The organism is Sphingobacterium sp. UBA1897 (assembly GCF_002337775.1).
Taxonomy (GTDB): Bacteria; Bacteroidota; Bacteroidia; order Sphingobacteriales; family Sphingobacteriaceae; genus Sphingobacterium; species Sphingobacterium siyangense.
On the sequence record NZ_DDGR01000027.1, the window covers coordinates 364,505 to 385,079 of the forward strand.

The following is a 20,575-nucleotide window of genomic DNA, read 5'->3' on the forward strand; positions in this document are numbered from 1 at the left end:
TTATGATTTCACAGACCGAAGAGAATTACTTAAAAGCATTGTATAACCTCACTTACCTAAAGGGTGATGCGAATGTCAATGAAATAAGTAAAAGGCTCGACATCAAGATGCCCACAGTAAATAGTATGATGAAAAAACTAGCCGACAAAGGTTTCGTTCATTATGAAAGCTATAAACCATTGCGGCTAACTGAAGAAGGAAAGAAAGAAGCCGCCCTTATTATCCGGAAACATCGACTTACTGAAATGTATCTGGTTGAGAAAATGGGGTTTGCCTGGGATGAAGTCCATCAGATTGCTGAACAGATTGAGCATATACATTCGCCCGAATTTTTCAGTAAAATGGATGAGTTATTGGGTTATCCGACGGTAGATCCCCACGGGTCGCCAATTCCCGATTCTAATGGGGTTATGCCTTTGGAAAACTATGTGTTTCTAAATAGTTGTAAAGTAGGTGATATAGTTACATTAATGGCGGTTCAGCCATCTTCTAAGGAGCTTTTACAATATTTGACAGCGAAAAATCTCGAGCTCGGTACGACTTTAACAATCAAATCAATAGAACCGTTCGATGCTAGCATCACAGTGGAATACAAAGACAGGCCAATAGAAGTCCTAAGCAGCAAAGTCACCGCAACACTACTTGTACGCCTTATCGCCTAAACTAGGAGAGAATGAGATCAAAATGTTATTTTTTGAAATGAAATCTACTGTTATTTCTCTTTGTTAAGAAAACAATTGTTAGATACAACTAACAAAAACAAGTAAATCTTTAAAATGCTAAACCCGGAGAATCTATAGAAATACGATAAATTATCAGTCTCTACAGTTCAACTATCAATTTGTAAAAATTGAGCGTTTATTCTTCAATTTGATACTTGATCGGTTGCCCGGTAGCAATCTCCCGTTCCAATATCTGTTCCGGAGAAAGATGTTCCAAAAACATAATCAGCGCCCTTAGGCTATTGCCGTGCGCAACAATGAGTACATTTTTACCTTCTTTCAGTTTGGGTGCTATAAAACGTTCATAATATGGAATAACACGTTCGTATGTATCTTTAAGGCTCTCACCTCCAGGCGGAGGCACATCAAAAGATCTGCGCCAGATATGCACCTGTTCAGCACCATATTTTTCGGCTGTTTCGGCCTTATTCAAGCCCTCAAGCTTTCCATAACCTCGTTCATTCAAAGCAGCGTCTATAACAATGGGGATGTGAGGATCGCCCATTTCATGCAAAATAATCCTTAACGTATGCTGCGCTCTTATAAGTGTTGAGGTATACGCTATATCAATTGGTTCATTTGCCAAAGCCAGTCCTGCCTGTCGAGCTTCCTCTTGTCCCAATTCAGTAATATCCACATCTTGCCATCCCGTAAAGCGATTTTCTAAATTCCATTGCGACTGTCCATGCCGGACTAAAAAAAGTTTTGCCATTATTTATCCAAAGTTTTTCTAAACGGTCTCTCACTACGCACCCAACATCATATATAATAGCGATAGATTCTATTTTGTTTTATTTATACCACTTAGTCCTTGTCTAATCATCTAAACCTGGGATCGAAGTACTTCAATATCAAACGACAGATCCATTAGTTAAAACAATATACGGACATATTCAGTTCCCCTATTATTTGTATAAGCTTATCGGTTATATCTGGGAACAGCAACTAATTTTACGGTGAAAATTATCCTCATTCTCAAAAAAATAAACACCTGTAAATCAACAAAATAAATCAGAATAAATTATTTAACATATTTCAATTCTACATCATGTAGAATATATTCTATATTTGTAGTATGAATAAATTATCAGCTACGGAAGAACAATTGATGGGCTACATCTGGGACATGAAAAAAGCTTTTATGAAAGATCTTATGGAAGCGTATTCTGAACCTAAACCGGCGCCAACAACTGTTGCTACATTATTGAAGAGAATGACTGAAAAGGGAGCGATATCTTATGTGCTTTATGGAAATTCGAGAGAGTATTATCCACTAATTGATAAAGACAGCTATTATTTAGCACATGTAAATGATATCGTAGAAAGCTACTTCGACAATTCAGCATTAAAATTTGCTTCTTTTTTCACTAAACAATCTCAGCTGAGCAAAGAGCAATTGGAGGAACTGAAAAATATAATTGATTCCGAAATTAAAAACAAAGAGACATGATGCTATATATTGGAAAACTGATAGCCTGTTCGGGTTTACTCTATCTTATTTATTGGTCAATACTACGCAACCAAAAACTACTGCTATTCAACCGTTTTTATTTACTCGGGATTATCCCCCTATCTGTCGTCATTCCATTGTTGCAAATCGTTGTCCCATTTGATGTTTTCAACTTCCTGAACGACAGAAACAGTGATGTTACCCCTGCGGGGCCGATCATTAAACAGCCCGCAACAGATTCAGCACTCTTCAATAATTATTACGTCGATTGGTACGATGTCGCTCTGCTGATGTATGTAATTGTCACCATTGCATTACTTCTGAAACAAGTATGGTTATACCGCAAATTCCTATATTATATCCGAAGTGCCACACCAACCCATGAACAATCCATTTATTGTATACATGGTTTAAAAACACCCTTTTCCTTTTTTCAAAAAATTTATGTTCCCAAAGATGCCTATCAACAGGGCGGTATTGATCAGTCAATTATAACTCACGAACGGGCCCATGCCAATCAACGCCATTCGATGGATGTACTTTTCATACAGATTTTGGGTATATTTTTGTGGTTCAATCCCTTCATTTATCTCATTCAGAAATCGATCCGACAAACTCATGAATACCTTGCAGATGATGTCGTAGTCAAGATTCATGAAAAGTTAAGATACCAACATTTGATTATCGAGTGGAGCATGTCCACCCCTGATATAAACACATTACCGGCCAGTAATTTTAATTTCTTAACAACAAAAAAACGATTAATTATGTTACAAAAAAGAACAACCCGAAGTAAACTCTTGCTAATGCCCGGGCTTACTTTATTACTGACAGTAGCGATATCTACGTTGTTTTCAACACATGTGGAAGCACAGAAAACAACGCCGACCACGACAAAAAAAGCAGCGGCTGCCAACACCGCAATAACGCCGCCTGCATCAAAGCAACCGGCCGCTCCTAAAAATAGTGGAAGATCTCCCAAATCACCGACAAAAGAAATGGTTCCGCCAATGATATCCCAGCGCAGGTCTTCTTCCCAACAAGAAGGTAATGTACGTTTCCCGGAACCTCGAAAAAGACCTGCCCCACCTCAAAAATCATCCAAAATAATCGAGGAAGTAAGTGTTGAAGAGGTCAGATTTCCGGAACCTAAAAAAAAATCTACCCCATCAAAAAAAACTTCAGCGATAATTGAAGAAGTGCAAGTAGTACCTAAAATTGAGGAAGTAAGGGTCGAAGATATTCAATTGCGTCAACCAAAGCGGATCAATCTTTCCGCCAATGCCAATGTAAGTTCAAATCAAGATCAAAAAGATATTCAAGTTAAGGAGGAAACACCCGTAAGGATCGTTCTAAAAATGAAACCCGAAGTAGAAGTAAAATCTGTAAATAAAAAATAGATAGCAGAATTTTTCGGAATACAATAAGAGGAATACAATTCCTCTTATTGCGATATGTCTCCCCCTCACAATTACTCACCTATAAACCAGAATGTTGTTTAGATCATTCAAAATTTAATGTACCAACTCTTCTTATAGATAGTGATATAATCTAAAATCAAGTTAAAAACAAACATCAGTATTTTCCAAAATATAATTAAGGATTGGATTCGGGTTTAAAAAACGATAAATTCTACTATAGTTTATTTTTAAAGCAATCGTTTGCGTAAAAAAATTGTATAAAAACCAAATAACAAATCGGTAACATTGTAGAAGAGTACCAGTAGTATACCAACAATATACTTCTAATATACTTGTTGTATTCATCTGCTATCATTAAGATAATACTGCTACTATACGGTATGATACCCAATTATTAAATTCTGATCAGGAGGAATTTGGTTTTAAATACAAGTTTAAATTATGGAGGCATGTAAAAATGATGAGTTGGCCTTACTGCTCGCTCTTAAGTCAAGCAATCATAAGGCATTTGAGGTGCTCTACTATCGCTATAGCCCTAGACTTTACCGTCATATACTTAACCTAGTCAAAATACCTGCCTGTGCAGAAGAAATCCTTCAGGATGTATTTCAGAAATTATGGGAGAGGCGCGGTGAAATAGACCCCGACAAGTCCTTTCAGTCTTATCTCTTCACTATTGCTAAACACCTCGTGTATGATTTCTTTCATAAAGAGATCAAAAATCGAAATCTAAAAGAGTTGATTATTTCCATTTCAACATCAGACTATTCCCACATTGAGGAGGAATATGCGTACAAAGAGTCTAAAAAAATTGTCAATCAAGCCATTGAAAACTTATCTCCAAAACGCAAACTCATTTATACCTTATGCAAAATAGAGGGGAAAACCTATGAGGAGGTCAGTAGTTCCTTAGGTATCTCCACTTCTACGATCAGTGACCATATCGTGAAGGCTACAAAACAGATTCAGAGCTTCTGTTTGAGCAAGGAAATTACACCGTCCCTGTTAATTGCTCTTATCAGTGCCGTATTAAATCAAAAATAAGACACTCGCTGTTTCTATCGACAAACAGGTCACTCCCATAGGTATTCAAACAGCCCTTTTTAAACACTTTTAATTTTTTTTACTTTTTTTTAAAATCAGAGCAGAGGACAGGCTCTAATTTTCCGTATTATATATAAATAGCTACTCAGTGAAAGATTCAAAACATATAAAACTATTATTTGAAAGATATCTCAATAACCACGCTTCAAGAGAAGAGACGGCGGAGCTATTTCAATATTTTCAGGATACGAATAACAAGGAGGCGCTTGAACAGATGATCGAGAACCAACTTGAATCTCGGGATAAGGAAGAACTTATAGACAAGATGATTTTAGACCGTGTTTTTGGTAAAATTGATCTTGACACGGAACCACAAAATTTCAAAAGTCCTACATGGTATAAAACTACAGGCGTTGCAGCTGCCATCATACTGATTATCTCTATCTCGTATTTATTTCTTAACCGCAGCACATATAATGATCATACAGCTACCATCATCGAACCTGGTCGCGATAAAGCAACACTTGTGCTTTCTTCTGGTAAAACGATCGTACTGGAGGATGTTGCGAATGGAAAATTAACGGAAGAGCTCGGCACAACAATTGAAAAAACAGAAAAAGGCGGAATTAATTATAAAATTGAGGGAAATACCGATGTACGCATCGCCATGAATCTTTTGAATGTACCAAAGGGCGGACAATTTCAGATAACCCTTTCTGATGGCACAAAAGTTTGGCTGAACTCAAATTCCAGTCTCAAATATCCAAGTGCATTTTCAGCCTCAGAACGCCGTGTAGAACTAACGGGTGAAGCCTATTTTGAAGTCTCAAAAAATAAACAAAAACCATTTATTGTCGAAACTTCGCTTCAAAAGGTCGAAGTCTTAGGGACTAAATTCAATATCAATGCCTACGATGATGAATCTTCCACACAGACATCACTTGCAGAAGGATCTGTAAGAGTAAGTTGCAAAAATAATACAACCATACTAAAACCGGGTCAACAATCTACGTTAACGGATCAAAATATCGCAGTAAGATCAATAAACCTGGATCAAGTATTAGATTGGAAAAATGGTGATTTCAACTTTTCCAATAACAACTTAAAGGAAATCATGCGTAAAATTTCGCGCTGGTATAACATTGAAGTAATTTTTGAAGGTCCCATTTCACAGGAAACCTATGTCGCTCAAATTTCTAGAAAAAAACGATTAAACGATGTATTAAGAGCACTTCAGCTTTCCGGTTCCATCAAGTATAGCATACGAAACAATAAACTGTACATATCGCAATAAACTATAACACACATTAATAACCACTGATTATGAAAGAAACCAGTCCAGCCTAAACATTTCTTCCAAAAAAATAGCCGAAAATGCCTGCCAGCACTCTCGACTAATTTTTTACTTGGAAAACAAGAATTCATTTCAACATCAAACCAGTTAACCAATTTATAAATATATGCATTATTATTTATGTAGTAAGTATTGCATTGTCTTTTTTATTAAAGCTATGCGATACATCGGATCATTATGCAACACATCTACAAAAGTTGCGGTCCTCTTAACAGCATTTATCTTTTTAACACATGTCTCCTCTGCTCAAAATGTTACCCTTAAACACAAGCAGATTACATTGTCCGAAGCATTTCAAGAAATCAGAAAACAGACTAATGTCGATTTTATCATAAAGACAAGCCAACTCGACAAAGTAAGGCCTATTCAAAATATAGATATCCAGAATAAGCCACTAAAACAGGCCCTTGAAAAATTATTGGAACATCAGCCTTTGGTCTTTACAATTGACAATGGCATCATTGTGATTTCGGACCGAGAAAAAAAAACGCCTCTCACCCCCACCGTTCAAAAAAACGGTAAGGTTGAGATCGTGGGTACAGTGAAAAATGATGGAAACAATCTTTATGGTGTTAGTGTCAAGGTTAAAGACAGCCCGTCAATCGGTACAACAACAGATGGCAATGGAAGATACATTCTTGTGGTTCCCACAAATTCGACACTAATATTCTCCTATGTCGGCTACGCCAATCAGGAAATTGCCATTGCCGACAAACGTCGCATTGATGTGCAGCTAAGTCCCGATCAGAGCTTAAGTGAAGTGGTTGTTGTCGGTTACGGAACACAGAAAAAAACCAGTGTCGTGGGAGCATTGGAATCAGTAAAACCAGAAACCTTACGTATCCCAACGGCCAACCTCTCCAATGCATTGGGAGGAAGACTTTCGGGGGTAATCGCAGTACAACGTTCGGGCGAACCCGGTGCAGATGGGGCTAGCTTTTTCATTCGTGGTGTATCGACATTTAGCGGAGCCACCAATCCCCTGATCTTATTGGATGGTGTAGCAATCTCCAAAGGCGACCTGGACGCATTGGCACCAGAAGTTATCGAAAGCTTCTCAGTCCTTAAAGATGCTACTGCCACCGCCGTATTTGGTACTAGGGGAGCAAACGGCGTCCTAATTATCACCACAAAAACAGGTAAAGACCTCAATAAACCGCGTATTTCAGCACGTGCACAATCACAGATCTCAAGACCTACTTCCATACCAAAATTTGTTGATGGTGTAAGTTATATGGAGATGTTCAATGAAGCGGTTACAGGTCGTGGTACTGGTGAAATTTTATATTCCCAAGATAAAATAAACGGCACAAGATTAGGCTTGGATCCCTATGTATATCCTAATGTTGACTGGTATAATGAAATGTTTAAGTCCCATACCATCAACAACGAGCTCAATCTAAATGTACAAGGTGGTGGCAGCAAAATAGGCTATTTCCTCAGTGCAACCGGCAACATTAGCAACGGTTTATTACGTAAATTTGACCTCAACTCTTTTGACAATAATGTCTCTGTCAAACGGTATAGCTTTCAGAACAATATCAATGTCAACCTTACTTCAACCACCAAAATAGCTTTAAAGCTCAATGCACAACTTCGTGACTACTACGGTGCCGGTGTAGATGCTCCAAGCGTATTTGGCGACATCATGAATGCCAATCCAGTAGACTTCCCTATTATGTTTCCATTTACTGGTATTGACAGAAGAGACGTTCAATACGGAGGAAAAGCTGGTGGTACAGTCAACAATGGTTTTATCAATCCCTTTGCCCGCATGGTCAATGGCTATCAAAATGGTTTCCAAAGTACCTTACTGACTACAATTGATGGAGCGCAAAAACTTGATTTCATTACAAAAGGGCTAGAATTTAAAGCCTTGGTTTCCTTTAAAAACTGGAGCAACACAACAACAAAAAGAACCAGTGGCTACAATCAGTACATGATTAACAGCTATGCACCCGATCCTGCAGGTGGATATACCTACGATCTAGTCATGGTGGGGCAGCCACAAAATCTTTCCCTGGGAACCGAAACGGGCACTAGCGGTGATCGCGAAATCTATTTCCAGCCCTCCATCGAATACAATAGAACATTTGGTAATCACACCGTATCAGGTTTATTTCTTTACAATACCACGGATTTCAATGTCAATAATCCGGCTGATCTAATCAGTTCGCTACCGCGTAGACGCCAGGGCATTACGGGACGTGCAACATATGGTTTCGCCAATAAATATCTTGCCGAAGTCAACTTTGGCTACAATGGTTCCGAAAACTTTGCCACTGGAAGTCGCTTTGGCTTCTTCCCTTCCGTTGGTTTGGGCTATGTACTCAGTAACGAAAAGTTCTTCACAGATTTATTTCCTGCTGTCAGTAATTTAAAAATTAGAGGGAGCTGGGGTAAGGTTGGTAATGATCAGATTGGCGGAGGACGTTTTCCTTATCTTTCGGACCTCAAATTGGACGGAGCATCGTTTACAACAGGTATCGATCAGAATACGAATTATACAGGACCTACTTACTTACAATTTGCAAACCCATTGATTTCATGGGAAGTTGCAGAGAAGAAAAACATTGGTGTGGACCTCGGTATCCTTAACAATAAGTTCAATATTGTTTTCGACCTATACCAGGAAGATAGAACCAATATTTTCGTTGATCGTTCGGCAACAATCCCTAACGTATTTGGTACTGCAGGAACGAAAGTGTATGGCAACGTTGGTGAGGTAAGAAATAGGGGATTTGATTTCTCCCTAGAATGGAACAAAAGTGAAAAAGATTGGGGAATATCTATGCGTGGAACCTTTACATATGCACATAATACCGTACTGAAAAATAATGAGCCAGCCTTTACCAAATACCGCAACCTCTCGCAGATTGGGTATTCTATTGGCACAAACCTAGGCTATCTTGCTGAACGCTTATTTATTGATCAGGCCGAAATAGATAACAGTCCATTACAACAGCTAGGGGGTTTTGTCGCTCCGGGAGACATCAAATATAAAGATCTAACCAATGATATTGATGGTCTAAATCTCATCAATAGCGATGATAGAGTTCGAATGGGGTATCCAACAACACCTGAAATTGTGTATGGTTTGAGTACTTCCATCAATTACAAAAAATTTGATTTTTCTTTCCTCCTACAGGGAGTTGATAGAACTTCTTTTATGATCAGCGGCTTCCATCCATTTGGAAATCAAGGTGTACGCAATGTATTGCAGTTTATAGCCGAGGACCGCTGGAGTCCTGAAAATCCTAACATATTTGCTGCCTATCCACGACTGAGCAAATTGGACAATCTCAACAATACTGAAGCTTCTTCTTATTGGCTGAGAAATGGGGCATTCCTAAAACTCAGAAGTGCTGAGATTGGATATTCGCACAAATTTGCACGCATTTTTCTAAGTGGTTATAATCTATTGACCTTCTCTAAGTTCAAACTTTGGGATCCTGAACAAGGTGGAGGCAATGGTTTGGGATATCCGACACAGCAAGTATTCAATCTCGGAGTCCAACTTCGTTTCAATTAAAACAACTTCGAGATTAAAACTATCAATAGAATTTTAAAATGATTTATCAGATGAAAAGAAAATATATAGGCTACCTTGCATTATTCGCATGCGCGACTTTTTTGACCACCACTTCCTGCAGTAAATTCTTGGATATCGTCCCTGATGAACGTCCTTCGGAAGCAGACGCCTTTCGTGATCCAAATTCAGCCAAAGGTTATTTATATTCCTGCTATGCGTGGATTCCAAATTCTCGGGTAGGTACCTCTTCCATTGATTTGATGACTTCCGACGAAGTAACAACTGCTTTTGAACATGAAACCTTTGCCCGATTTCCCCGTGGACAATATACAGCCTCAAGTCCTGTCATTTCCTACTGGGATAACCTTTACAAAGGAATACGACAATGCTATATCCTAATTCGCAATGTAGATAAAGTTCCCGGGATAGATCCACAGGAGGCGGCACAATATAAAGCTGAAGCCAACTTCCTGATCGGCTTTTATCATTTCCTATTAGTCCGCATGTACGGCCCAGTTGTTATTGCAGACCAAGAGTTTGATGTCAACGCACCTTCTTCAGCGTATCCCAAACGTTCGACTTATGATGCTTGTGTGGATTTTATTATCAAAAAGCTGGATGAGACAGCTGGACAGTTACCTGCTCTTCGAGCCGCGGATGAATGGGGTCGTGCTTCCTCGGTTATTGCCAAGGCGCTAAAGGCTAGAGTATTGCTTTACGCAGCTTCACCGCTCTTTAATGGTGGTGGAGGTGAAAAACAGAGCTTCTATGCCGATTTCAAAAACTTGGATGGCACAGCGTTGATCAGTACAACCTTCGACAAAGAAAAATGGCGTCGTGCAGCTCTAGCGGCTAAAGAAGCCATTGATGCAGCTGAACAAAGTGGAGCTTCGCTGTATAAAAACAGTACCTACAATACTGCACTACCAGCCAATCCTATTGAAAAGGACTTACGCCTTACTTTTATTGACAAAGCCAATACCAAGGAAGTGATTTGGGCGGAAACACGTCGGGAAGGTCTTTACGATTTTCAAAATAAATCTACTCCATTTCTCAGTGGCGCACAAGGTGAGTCCTATAATGGTGTATCCCCGACCCTCACCCTGATAGAATCCTTTTATAGTAAAAATGGTTTACCGATTGACAAAGATCCCAATTACGACTATAATGGACGATACGGCGTAACAAATACGCCAAATGGTAATACATTATCGTTAAATCTAAACAGAGAACCACGCTTTAATGCCTGGATTGCCTATCACAACAGCTACTATGAAGTGGTTAGGGGGAGTGCCAATCAAATCCTTGTTCAGTTTAGGAAAAATGACAATTGCGGTATCCAAGGACGGTCTAATAACTACTCTCCAACAGGATATCTCAACAAAAAAGGTATTGCACCTGAATTGAACCAAAGCAGACTGCAGGTCTCCGTCAATTATCCATGGCCGGTGATACGTCTAGCAGAACTGTATCTGAACTACGCGGAAGCGCTAATCGAATATGGTCAGGATCTGAATACTGCCAAACAATATATTGACCGCGTTCGGGTCCGTGCGGGCATTCCAACAATTGATGTCGCATGGGCTCCAATTGGCGGCGCAAATAATCAGGCAACACTACGTTCCATCGTCAGACAAGAACGTACCATTGAACTTTACTTGGAAGGCCATCGCTTCTGGGATTTAAGACGTTGGATGATCGCCGATCAATACCTCAACCAACAGGCGAAAGGAATGAATATACAAGGAGCTACCGATACAGAGTTTTTCAAAATAACAACGGTCGTTTTTCCACGTAGTTTTAGTCAGCGTAATTATTTAATGCCTATACCACAGGAAGAGATCAATAAAAACGAGGAATTGGTACAAAATCCCGGTTATTAATTAATTTAATGAATTGCACAAGATGAAATACAATATCGGAATATTCGCTCTACTCTTTTTAGCAATAGCGTGTAAAAAAGAAGAAATAAAAATGACCAAACCACCACAACTGGTTTCGGTTGAAGCAGAACCACGTATTGGCGGGACTCTCCTGAAATGGAAACTTCCTTCAGACAACAATTATCTTTATGGACAGATTACATATAAAAAAGCGGGATCAAAAGATCCCGATAAAATCTATAAAATCAATATAAGTTCTTTTGCCGACACGATGCGTATAGATGGGCTGATCAATAAATATGAATATGTCTTCAACGTCCAATTGTTCAATCAAGACAAGAAAACAAGCATTGGCGGAGATATCATAAGCAGCAATAGTGTTAGGCCAATCGTCAGGCCTTCGGAAGTGACCTATTTCCCGAACGAGTTAACTAAAATACAGGTGACCGATAATATGGTAGAAACCTATACACAGGAGAGCAGCGAGGGCCCAAAAAAGAATTTATTTGACGGCGATAAAAATACATATTGGCATACAGCATGGTCAGCAAATACAGCCCCGCTTCCGCATTGGATCCAACTCAATTTCCCTCAGGAAGAAGAGATTGGCGCCATAAAATACTTCTTCAGACAAAACAATAGCGATGAAGCCGGACGTCCGAAACAATGGGGAATAGAAATAAGTTCAGACGGCAAGCAGTGGACCAGAGTTTTTACATCAAAAGATAATCTTCCCACATCAAATGTTGCTGAAGAGCAAAGTTTGGCTTTTGATAAAAACTATAAGTCCAAATTTTTCCGGCTAATGATCCTTAAAAACGGTGGAAAAAGTTACACCCATCTAGGTGAAATGAATGTCTACCGGATGCGCTCTTCTATCATTGACAAAGAAAAAGAAGCTGAAGATAACTATTGATCGTCATCACAAAGATTGTTTTCTAATCATCACTGGTGCTCAAAAGAGCATGACGAAGGAGGTAGAAATACCTCCGTTTTATTTTTTCCATCGGTATATCATCAATATCCGAACAAGCTCCAAAAGGTTACAGCGTCAAATTCCCGCTATAGCATAAGCCTATTCGACGAGGCTATCCCCAGCAAAAAATAAAAAACTTTTTTATTATCTTAGATAAATAAATCGAACAAGAAAACAACTTGTTTTTCATTAACTATAGTTTACATATATGAAATTATATGCCTTTGTTTTGGGAGTAGGCTTACTTCCGGCCGTAGGATTATGTCAAAAGACCGTCACCCCTGGTAGCAGCGATATCAATACCAACTATATCAAACCGGAGAAATCACTGTATACGGTATATTATGTTAAAGATAATACCTGGGACAAACAAGGATCATTGACCTACGATATCGTAGCGGCCAACAATCAGCTGACCTTAACCAATACCTATGTTCCGAAAGACAATGCTTGGACTTCGATCCGCACGACGATTGCCGACGCAAAAACACTTCGGCCTATCAGCTACTTGAGCGATGGCAAGGAAACAAAAGTAAACCTCAACTTTGCAGAAACAATTACAGGTAATTATTATTCGAAGAAAACTAAAAAGGAAAAAAAAATCAACTTACAGCCAACTAGGCCTTTTGTAGATTTTAACTGGACAGATCATCTGATTTCAACTCTACCTTTAGATCTAGGGTATAAAGCGCGCATCCCGCAATTTTATTACAATAGTGATTCCGACATTTTTGTCGAAGACTATACCATCAAGGAAGTAAAAAGCTACAGTTATGGTTCCCCAAAAACAGGTAAGCACGACAGTTGGCTGGTTACACTTTTAGAAGAAAGTACCGGAGCCATCTACAATTATGTCATCGATAAGAAAGATCGCCGATTATGGCAAAGGGAAATGTCCATGGGAAACGGAAAGTGGGAAATTACCGTAAACGAAGAACTGGACTATCAACCTATTAAAAATAGATTCAACAAAGAACAGGCAGCCCAACAGATTTCTCAAGGGAACAGTGTTATTATCGGGACGGCTTACGCACGATCTAGCTCCGGAAAAAAACTTGGCGGGCTCGTGAATACTGCAAAAAAGCAATATGCTCCAAAAGGAACAGAAATTACGCTATTCGCCAACTCTGCCTATTACGAAGAATGGCTTGAAGTCAATAAAAAGATCCGAAAACAGAAAAAGGTCCAGGAAGTTCCATTAGACGCTGATTTTGGCTATGCGGTTAAAAAAGCAAAAGTATATGATGATGAGGGGCATTTCGAATTTGCAGACCTCATGCCAGGTGCATACGTGATTATGGCGAGCTTTGATTTCACCAATTCTTACAACTATTCCTATGTATCGGGCTACACCAATTATTATAACTATTGGGGGTATACAGGTTCCACGACAAATTACGGTACGGCAAGATCGTCTTATGTCGACAAAGCCAATATTGAGAAACACGTCACCATCGACAAAGACGGCGAAAAAAAAGAGGTAAACTTAAAGGAAATGTAATCCTAAAAATGCCCTTAAACAAACTCGTTTAACGGCATTTTTTATTTTTTTTGAGATCTATTCCTAAAATGAAAAGATCATCTATCCATTTACTTTTTTCGAAGTTCAATATAGCGGTCTATACTAATGGGAAAATTATCGGCAGTACGCAGAAGAAAACATGCCGCTGCTCCCACCCAGACTGAATAATCGAAGGTCGATTTAATTCCTAACGAGAGGGTCATCACTATTGCAAAGCTGATCAGTAGAATCCCGGCAACGAATGCAGTAAAACGCAGTTTATAGCCGATCAGCAATAGGATTGCTAAGACAACCTCTAATAATGTTGCACCTATAGCAAGTATATTACCGAAAGATTCAGGCACAAAAAAATTAAGGGTATTTGAGTAGGCTACAAAATTGGCCCAATTTCCCCAGGAAACATATGATGCCCCCGGTGCCCCCCACAGTCCCAAACGATCTGCAACAGCAGACAAAAATGCTGTCGATACAGCTATACGTACAAAAAGTTGATTATACATGGTATAAATTATATAAATATGGTATAAATTATATAAATATGGTATAAACGATATAAATCAAATTTAAGAGAACAAAAACAGTCCAAACTTAAACCAGTTTAAGAAACTTGTTTCAACCATCCCATACCCACAAAGACTCCCCTCATTGTCATACCGGTGTTGTACCTTAACTTCCTCGCTCATCGTTCGGCGATCACCTGTGGTTAAATCCATTGCACAGTTAAATCAATAAGGCTGCCAGCACATGGGTGCTGTACAGCCTTATACATCAATTAATACGAATAAGAATTTAATATCATGTGTCTACTCCATTAAATGATAACACACTGTTATAATGACGACCAAGATGCTCAATAGTCCTAATGGAAATAAAAACTATTTGCTACAGCTGCAGCGTTAATTCCTGCTGCTGTTGGTTTCTAAAAATTAACACCTTCGGCTGGTCTGCGTGTACATGCTTTTTAATCGCTTGTTGCAAGTCTATTAATTGATCTATTTTCTCGCCCTGGTAATTCAACACAACATCACCGACACGCAAACCGCTTTTATAAAGATTGCCTTTTTCATCCAACTGAAGTAGCAGCACGCCGTTTATCGAGGGTAGGCCCGCAGCCGACTGCTCTCCCAAAGTCTCCACTGATTTAAATAAGCCCGACTTCCAGGCCCATCTGCTCCCCTGTTCCTCTGCTTCGGATTGGATCAACTGAGGTATTTCAGGACTAGCGGCAAGAGTTTTAAGTCTTTTACTCATAACCCCGAAATGCAGCATGTCAAAATTTTTAAAATCCTGATCTTTCCAGTTCTTCAATCGGAAATCGCCATCTGCAGGATTCGTAAAGTTCAATTGAATAACACGACCATGTTTTTCTATGCCTTTCGCCCGATCCTTGTCTAGGTCATCCTGCCTTCCGTAGATATTATGGTCTACCTCTTCCCCCCAATACTTGACCTGTATATCCTGATGGGACTCCATCACAATATTATTACGGAATACATCGTGACTATTCTGAAACCAGACATGTGGATGAAAACCATTGTTGATCATCACATTGTTATACACTTTGCGATAAAATCCTTCTCTTAGTTTTAGTCCCCCACTTAAACAAAGATTGTTGTAAATTTCATAGTTGGACGATCCGTCGTCCAAATCAATATCCCAACCGTGATCACAGCGAAATCTATTATCATGAATTTTAGTTGTTTTGACTGCATCCAGCAATATTAAATTGGGATGTTTCCCCGTCAGTTCATCCATCTCCTTTCGATTGGGATGCCAAAATCGGTCGCGCCCCCATGAGTTGAAGGCTCCATGATCACTGGTTTCCAGGACTGTATTAAAAACATCATTGTAAGCTATCTCATGACCGCCCCAGGTTCCATCACCTACATTAATACCTGCTCGAGGCACATTGTAAATGGTATTATGCAAAATTCGTAAAGATTCAGCCATAGAGACCTGTACACCTGCTACTTGTTTTTCGATCAATCCAATGTTATGAATCAGATTGTCACTCGCCTCACAGTCCATAGGATAATTATCGGTTTTTGGCCCTTTGATGGTATCCATTTGGTCAAACGGAACAAATTTTTCATATCGAAATTCCGGTGAGCGTACTGCTGCTGGATCTCCTACAAAATTGATCGCTCCGGCACCGATCTGTTCAATCCGGTTGCCTTCGATTTTGACCCCGCGATTGTAATTATTAACAAATATTGCATTGCCACCCAAAGCGATAAAATCATTCGCGCGGAAGATACAGTTTTCCGCACCTTCAATCTTTACGGCTCCCTGTCGATAGATCGTCCAATCACTACGTAAGAGTGGTTCGCTTGTTTTCATAAAGGTAGGAGCAGTATACATGAAGCGAAGGCCACTAACCTCAATATCATGCACTGGTCTGGAAGATGAACCTGAAAGATAGATTAGATTTTCCAATTGTGGCGCTACAAACTTCAGCTGGTTGGGATCAACTCCTTTAGCAGGCATATAATACAAGAGTGCCTTCTCCTCATCCAAATACCACTCCTGAAAGGTATCGAGTTCTTCAAAGATATTTTCTACAAAGCGATAGGTCTCGTGCATTTTGCTGGGACGATTATTTTGCTGTCCACCTTCAAGTGTAACTGTTGATAAGCCATCTTTTCCGGTAATCTTATAATGGAATCCTCCCCAGCGACCAGCATGCAAAGCATGTACAATTCCCCCCTTAGGGTTTTTCCAGGTTGCAACACGTTCGGGACTTAATGCATCTGCAGCATAGCCTTGAAATGGCAAGACAGTGGGGTCGTAGTTTGGATAACGTGCTCGGACAAGATGCTTATCATTAGCATATAGACTTTGGAAGTTTAATCCTCTTGGGACCTTAGCCTCCCAAATACCATGATCGCCCTGTTTCCATTTGAGGTTAAGCGATTTGGCACCACTCAGCGTAACTTGTGCTCCATCCTCAGCTTTAATCCGCAAGGGTTGCCTTCTTGTACCCGATATCCCAGCAGACAATTCAATCGGTTTATCCAGCTGATAGGTGCCTGCCATAAAGATGATTTCGATGCCTGGTGTATTTTTCCCTTGCTTCTGTTTTTCTACCGATCGCAATGCGGCTTCAGCTGTGGCATAGGGACTGGCCATAGTTCCTTGGTTTCTATCACTTCCTTTTGTACTGACATAAATACGTTTGACCGAGCCAGCCTGTTGCCCATGCACACTAAGCGAAGTGACACCGGTAAGGCCAATAAATAATAATTTAGGAAATAGCATACAAGATATCTTCATAATTTTAATCGTTCATATAGTTTTAGCTAGATTACATCGACTATAAACCTGCTATATAGTTAGGTCTATAAGTCCATAAAAATAAAGTCGTTTGCTATGCACAAACGACTTTTTCAGTTCGTGTTTCATTCAATCAGATTTATATTTCACAAAACAATAGTATTTCGCCTAATTAACGAAGGGTCTATTGAATCACTTCACTGATCTGTACCTCTGGCGTAATATTCGTGTACTTTGGAAAATCTTCGGCAAACTTTTTCCCATTTTCTTTTAAAGGATCCTGATAGGCTGCAACAGAATCAAAATACAAATGGCAAATGGCCAAAAAGATCGGACCTTCTGCTGAGCTACGTCCCGAAAGCCCTTTATCAATGGTTACGCCTTTCAGTGCTTTACCGTAAACTTTTTTGACAAGCGCAATATGTTTAGGGAGATAATAATCCCAATCAAATGTCTTTCCAGGTCCATTACGATAAAAGATCGATACCTTGATCATCCCTTTTTTATGAAAAGGTGGATCTGCCTTTACATTGCACTGAAACCCCAACAGCATGGTTATCAAAACCATAACTAAAATGATCTTTGTTTTCATATTTGTTGATAAGTAAGATTAAATAACACTCTTTTTTCCAAAAACATTTGCCATGAGTCAATAAACAGCGAATATTGCTTAGATTAGTTCTTTTTGCGCTCTGCGGCTGCTTTCAACAAAATTTCTTTACTAGCAACCGGCACGTTTCCGTTAGCATCAGGTCCAATATTGAGCAGCAAATTTCCACCTTTTTCATTTATCTCTCGTAGCTTAGTATTTACTTCTGTGGGAGATTTCCAATTATTATCTGATTTTTTATATCCCCAAGAATTGTTCAGGGTATAGCAGGCTTCCCAATCGTAATCCAGTAATGCTCCAGGATGTTCTTGTTCAGGCGTTCCAAAATCTCGCTTAAATTGATCACGCTTTGCTACGCGGTTATTAATGATAAGAGAGGGCTTCAATTTGCGTAGATATTGATAAAGATCTTCCCCTGCCGCCATATCCCACCAGTTCACCCAGTCCCCATCAAACCAAAGGATGTCGGTATCATACTTTACAACCAATTCTTTCAATTGATTTTTCATGTATTGAATATAAGCAGCTTTCTGTTCTGGCTTGATGAGGATCTGGCCCCAATCGCCTTTACCATTGGGATCGACATATTGCGAATCGTGATGCCAATCGATAATACTGTAGTAGGTACCAAATCTAATCCCAGCTTTCTTACAAGCTGTGGACAACTCCCGCACGAGATCTCTTCCTTTCATTGGGGTCGAAGCTATATCATAATCTGTGTAGGGGGAATCCCACAGACAAAAGCCCTCATGGTGTTTGGTCGTCAGGACAATATACTTCATTCCAGCATCCTTAGCCAATTGAACAATACGATCTGCATTGAAGTCCTTAGGGTTCCATGTGTTAATCAGCTCCGAATAGGCTGCCTTCGGAATATTCATTTCCGATTGTATCCACTCGGCATATCCTTTCGTTGAATTCCCTTTATATATCCCTCCAAGTTGACTATAAAGCCCAAAATGAATAAACATTCCATATTTTGCTTCCCTAAACCAATGCATCCGTTCATCAAAATCCTTTTTGGATTCCTTTAAATTATTAACTTGGGCGTTTCCCATGTTCATAAACAACATGGCTAGTAGAGAAAGAATACAATGCGTTGCTTTTATCATATTTATTATAATTGGTTAATCCAACAAGCTCAAGCGGCTGTCAAATCTTCTATCGGTATCTTGCGCATTCGACAAATGCTAAACCATTCTGCTATTGCAAAATAAATATAAAAAATATGAACAACACTTTTTATTTATTGCAAAGAAGTTACGCTTAGCGTACAGGGCTATACCTGCCTCAATTTTACAAAAATGAAAACTTCCAAAGCAGCTTATCAAACAGTCTATCTGCTATGAAATTTAATATAAATTCTTTCCAAAAAGGATTTATATTTAGTAAATATTTCATTAAAAACCATACTATAGATTGAAATTATGAGTTTAAAGACCTTAATTACAAAAAGTGCCGAGTATAACGACTGGGTTGTCAATAAATACATCAATTGGCTGGCTGATAAATCGGACGACCAACTTAACCAGGAGGTACCTTCAAGCTTCCCGACCATTTTGAAAACCTTAAACCACATCTTGCAGACACAGGAATATTGGTGGAGCCACATTTCAGAAAGCAATGATTTCGATTTTGAAAAAAAGCGAACCACAAAAGAAGAAATATTTGAAGCGCTAAGAAGAAGTTCAGTCCAACTTGTGGATTATATAAACAAGCTATCGGAGCTAGATCTTGAAAAAAATATCAAAGTGGAATCACCATGGTTTCAATGCGATTTCACGAAGTATGAATACATACAACAGCTGATCCTCCACGGAACATATCATAGGGGACAAATCGTTACAATGGGTCGAGCTATTGGAATTACGGATGCCCCAATGACAGACTTTAATTATTGGAATATTTATAAAGATCAACAATAGGGATTCGAGCAGCGCTATGGACCAAATTACCAGTAAAGTACAGATCCGAGAAATTGTCGCGGCTGCGAAACAGCAAGAACGGCAATCCGGTATTGAATGCCTTATATTAAGCTTAAAAGAGTGTTTACTGAAAAAGAAAGTTCGATTTCCACTTCTGGAGTTTGCGGCCAGGGAAATTATGCTATTCGTGCCTGAGGCCGAACAGTTACACTTGACGGATCGTCTCATTGCCACAACAGAAATGGGAAGTTATGTTTTAACGGGAATAATTCTTCAGCAACGTCTCCCCGAACACTTTGAAGAATCCATCCATAAAGCCTGCACCTATATAACCATGGGCAATCAATGGTACGTCTGTGATATCATCGGCGAACGCGTACTTGGTCATGCGCTGTTGACTTCACCTAAAAAGACAATACCATTATTAGAAGAATTAGCTCATCATCCTGATAAATGGATTGTTCGTACCATTGGTGTAGCTACGCACTATGCTGTAAAAAAGGGACTACCAGCCACATTCGTAGACATTTTGTTGAAGCTGCTGATTTCATTGTCAAACACGACAGATTTCCACGTGAAGAAAGGAATCGGCTGGGGGGCCAAAACAATCGCAAAGTTTCACCCTAAGCTAGTTGCTTGCTACAGTAAAGTTATTGAATCGCCAGAAACCAAACAATGGTTTCGGACAAAAATTACGATTGGTCTCAATCGCCACAAATTGGGGGCTAAACAGATCCAATAGGAAGCCACAATGGCTCATTGTAACCAATAAAATGAATACGTGATTTTCTTTGTGATAGTTATACATCAAGAAAGGCGAAGTCTACCATTAAGCCTCGCCTTTCTTTATACATTTAATCTAT

General features: G+C 39.3%; 16 protein-coding genes. 11 read left to right on the plus strand and 5 right to left on the minus strand.

Features of this window, described 5'->3' with window-relative positions:
- Positions 1 to 2: 2 nt before the first annotated feature.
- The gene (locus B4N43_RS19925) at positions 3 to 662 is read left to right on the plus strand and encodes a metal-dependent transcriptional regulator (protein WP_075991207.1); all 660 of its coding nucleotides are present in this window, start codon (positions 3 to 5) and stop codon (positions 660 to 662) included.
- A 196-nt stretch (positions 663 to 858) separates the two neighbouring features.
- Here the strand turns inward: B4N43_RS19925 and B4N43_RS19930 are convergent, their stop codons facing one another.
- Positions 859 to 1,434, minus strand: coding sequence for a 2,3-bisphosphoglycerate-dependent phosphoglycerate mutase (locus tag B4N43_RS19930; protein WP_286735971.1), 576 nt, complete (start codon positions 1,432 to 1,434; stop codon positions 859 to 861).
- A gap of 363 nt (positions 1,435 to 1,797) precedes the next feature.
- Here B4N43_RS19930 and B4N43_RS19935 point away from each other — a divergent pair, with 363 nt between their 5' ends.
- The 8 genes from B4N43_RS19935 to B4N43_RS19970 all read left to right on the plus strand — a co-directional run bounded on the left by B4N43_RS19935 (position 1,798) and on the right by B4N43_RS19970 (position 13,883).
- Entirely contained in the window at positions 1,798 to 2,172 is a 375-nt protein-coding gene (locus B4N43_RS19935) for a BlaI/MecI/CopY family transcriptional regulator (protein ID WP_070564700.1), read from the plus strand.
- The gene (locus B4N43_RS19940) at positions 2,169 to 3,572 is read left to right on the plus strand and encodes a M56 family metallopeptidase (RefSeq protein ID WP_286735972.1); all 1,404 of its coding nucleotides are present in this window, start codon (positions 2,169 to 2,171) and stop codon (positions 3,570 to 3,572) included. The genes B4N43_RS19935 and B4N43_RS19940 overlap by 4 nt, the downstream gene beginning before the upstream one ends.
- A 462-nt stretch (positions 3,573 to 4,034) precedes the next feature.
- Positions 4,035 to 4,637 (plus strand): RNA polymerase sigma factor, encoded by a 603-nt coding sequence (locus B4N43_RS19945; RefSeq protein ID WP_070564694.1) that lies wholly within the window; start codon positions 4,035 to 4,037, stop codon positions 4,635 to 4,637.
- A 148-nt stretch (positions 4,638 to 4,785) separates the two neighbouring features.
- Entirely contained in the window at positions 4,786 to 5,931 is a 1,146-nt protein-coding gene (locus tag B4N43_RS19950) for a FecR family protein (protein ID WP_286735973.1), read from the plus strand.
- Positions 5,932 to 6,148: 217 nt separating this feature from the next.
- Positions 6,149 to 9,523 (plus strand): TonB-dependent receptor, encoded by a 3,375-nt coding sequence (locus tag B4N43_RS19955; RefSeq protein ID WP_286735974.1) that lies wholly within the window; start codon positions 6,149 to 6,151, stop codon positions 9,521 to 9,523.
- 50 nt (positions 9,524 to 9,573) lie between these two features.
- Positions 9,574 to 11,406 (plus strand): RagB/SusD family nutrient uptake outer membrane protein, encoded by a 1,833-nt coding sequence (locus tag B4N43_RS19960; protein ID WP_286735975.1) that lies wholly within the window; start codon positions 9,574 to 9,576, stop codon positions 11,404 to 11,406.
- A 22-nt stretch (positions 11,407 to 11,428) separates the two neighbouring features.
- A complete protein-coding gene (locus tag B4N43_RS19965; protein ID WP_075991200.1) occupies positions 11,429 to 12,322 on the plus strand; it encodes a discoidin domain-containing protein in 894 nt (297 codons plus the stop codon).
- 268 nt (positions 12,323 to 12,590) lie between these two features.
- Positions 12,591 to 13,883 (plus strand): hypothetical protein, encoded by a 1,293-nt coding sequence (locus tag B4N43_RS19970; RefSeq protein ID WP_286735976.1) that lies wholly within the window; start codon positions 12,591 to 12,593, stop codon positions 13,881 to 13,883.
- Between the two features lie 89 nt (positions 13,884 to 13,972).
- Here the strand turns inward: B4N43_RS19970 and B4N43_RS19975 are convergent, their stop codons facing one another.
- From B4N43_RS19975 to B4N43_RS19990, 4 genes are all read right to left on the minus strand, one after another.
- Positions 13,973 to 14,404 carry a hypothetical protein gene (locus B4N43_RS19975; protein ID WP_286735977.1) on the minus strand — a complete coding sequence of 144 codons (432 nt, stop codon included), beginning with the start codon at positions 14,402 to 14,404 and terminating at the stop codon, positions 13,973 to 13,975.
- 382 nt (positions 14,405 to 14,786) lie between these two features.
- A complete protein-coding gene (locus B4N43_RS19980) occupies positions 14,787 to 17,177 on the minus strand; it encodes a PDZ domain-containing protein (protein WP_286710365.1) in 2,391 nt (796 codons plus the stop codon).
- Positions 17,178 to 17,361: 184 nt separating this feature from the next.
- Complete coding sequence (locus tag B4N43_RS19985) at positions 17,362 to 17,769, minus strand: EthD family reductase (protein WP_120335265.1); 408 nt, start codon at positions 17,767 to 17,769, stop codon at positions 17,362 to 17,364.
- A gap of 83 nt (positions 17,770 to 17,852) precedes the next feature.
- Positions 17,853 to 18,899 (minus strand): alpha-L-fucosidase, encoded by a 1,047-nt coding sequence (locus tag B4N43_RS19990; protein ID WP_286735978.1) that lies wholly within the window; start codon positions 18,897 to 18,899, stop codon positions 17,853 to 17,855.
- Between the two features lie 315 nt (positions 18,900 to 19,214).
- On the opposite strand from B4N43_RS19990, the gene B4N43_RS19995 reads away from it, so the two are divergent.
- Positions 19,215 to 19,712 (plus strand): DinB family protein, encoded by a 498-nt coding sequence (locus tag B4N43_RS19995; protein WP_070564673.1) that lies wholly within the window; start codon positions 19,215 to 19,217, stop codon positions 19,710 to 19,712.
- A gap of 16 nt (positions 19,713 to 19,728) precedes the next feature.
- Positions 19,729 to 20,454: a DNA alkylation repair protein gene (locus B4N43_RS20000; RefSeq protein ID WP_286735979.1), complete on the plus strand. Its 726-nt coding sequence runs from the start codon at positions 19,729 to 19,731 to the stop codon at positions 20,452 to 20,454.
- The last annotated feature ends 121 nt before the right edge of the window (positions 20,455 to 20,575 follow it).

Excerpts from the sequence above, each read along its gene's own strand:
- B4N43_RS19925 (WP_075991207.1), top strand. The coding sequence starts at position 3 with ATGATTTCACAGACCGAAGAGAATTACTTAAAAGCATTGTATAACCTC.
- B4N43_RS19930 (WP_286735971.1), bottom strand. The coding sequence starts at position 1,434 with ATGGCAAAACTTTTTTTAGTCCGGCATGGACAGTCGCAATGGAATTTA.
- B4N43_RS19935 (WP_070564700.1), top strand. The coding sequence starts at position 1,798 with ATGAATAAATTATCAGCTACGGAAGAACAATTGATGGGCTACATCTGG.
- B4N43_RS19940 (WP_286735972.1), top strand. The coding sequence starts at position 2,169 with ATGATGCTATATATTGGAAAACTGATAGCCTGTTCGGGTTTACTCTAT.
- B4N43_RS19945 (WP_070564694.1), top strand. The coding sequence starts at position 4,035 with ATGGAGGCATGTAAAAATGATGAGTTGGCCTTACTGCTCGCTCTTAAG.
- B4N43_RS19955 (WP_286735974.1), top strand. The coding sequence starts at position 6,149 with ATGCGATACATCGGATCATTATGCAACACATCTACAAAAGTTGCGGTC.
- B4N43_RS19960 (WP_286735975.1), top strand. The coding sequence starts at position 9,574 with ATGAAAAGAAAATATATAGGCTACCTTGCATTATTCGCATGCGCGACT.
- B4N43_RS19965 (WP_075991200.1), top strand. The coding sequence starts at position 11,429 with ATGAAATACAATATCGGAATATTCGCTCTACTCTTTTTAGCAATAGCG.
- B4N43_RS19970 (WP_286735976.1), top strand. The coding sequence starts at position 12,591 with ATGAAATTATATGCCTTTGTTTTGGGAGTAGGCTTACTTCCGGCCGTA.
- B4N43_RS19975 (WP_286735977.1), bottom strand. The coding sequence starts at position 14,404 with ATGTATAATCAACTTTTTGTACGTATAGCTGTATCGACAGCATTTTTG.
- B4N43_RS19980 (WP_286710365.1), bottom strand. The coding sequence starts at position 17,177 with ATGAAGATATCTTGTATGCTATTTCCTAAATTATTATTTATTGGCCTT.
- B4N43_RS19985 (WP_120335265.1), bottom strand. The coding sequence starts at position 17,769 with ATGAAAACAAAGATCATTTTAGTTATGGTTTTGATAACCATGCTGTTG.
- B4N43_RS19990 (WP_286735978.1), bottom strand. The coding sequence starts at position 18,899 with ATGATAAAAGCAACGCATTGTATTCTTTCTCTACTAGCCATGTTGTTT.
- B4N43_RS19995 (WP_070564673.1), top strand. The coding sequence starts at position 19,215 with ATGAGTTTAAAGACCTTAATTACAAAAAGTGCCGAGTATAACGACTGG.
- B4N43_RS20000 (WP_286735979.1), top strand. The coding sequence starts at position 19,729 with ATGGACCAAATTACCAGTAAAGTACAGATCCGAGAAATTGTCGCGGCT.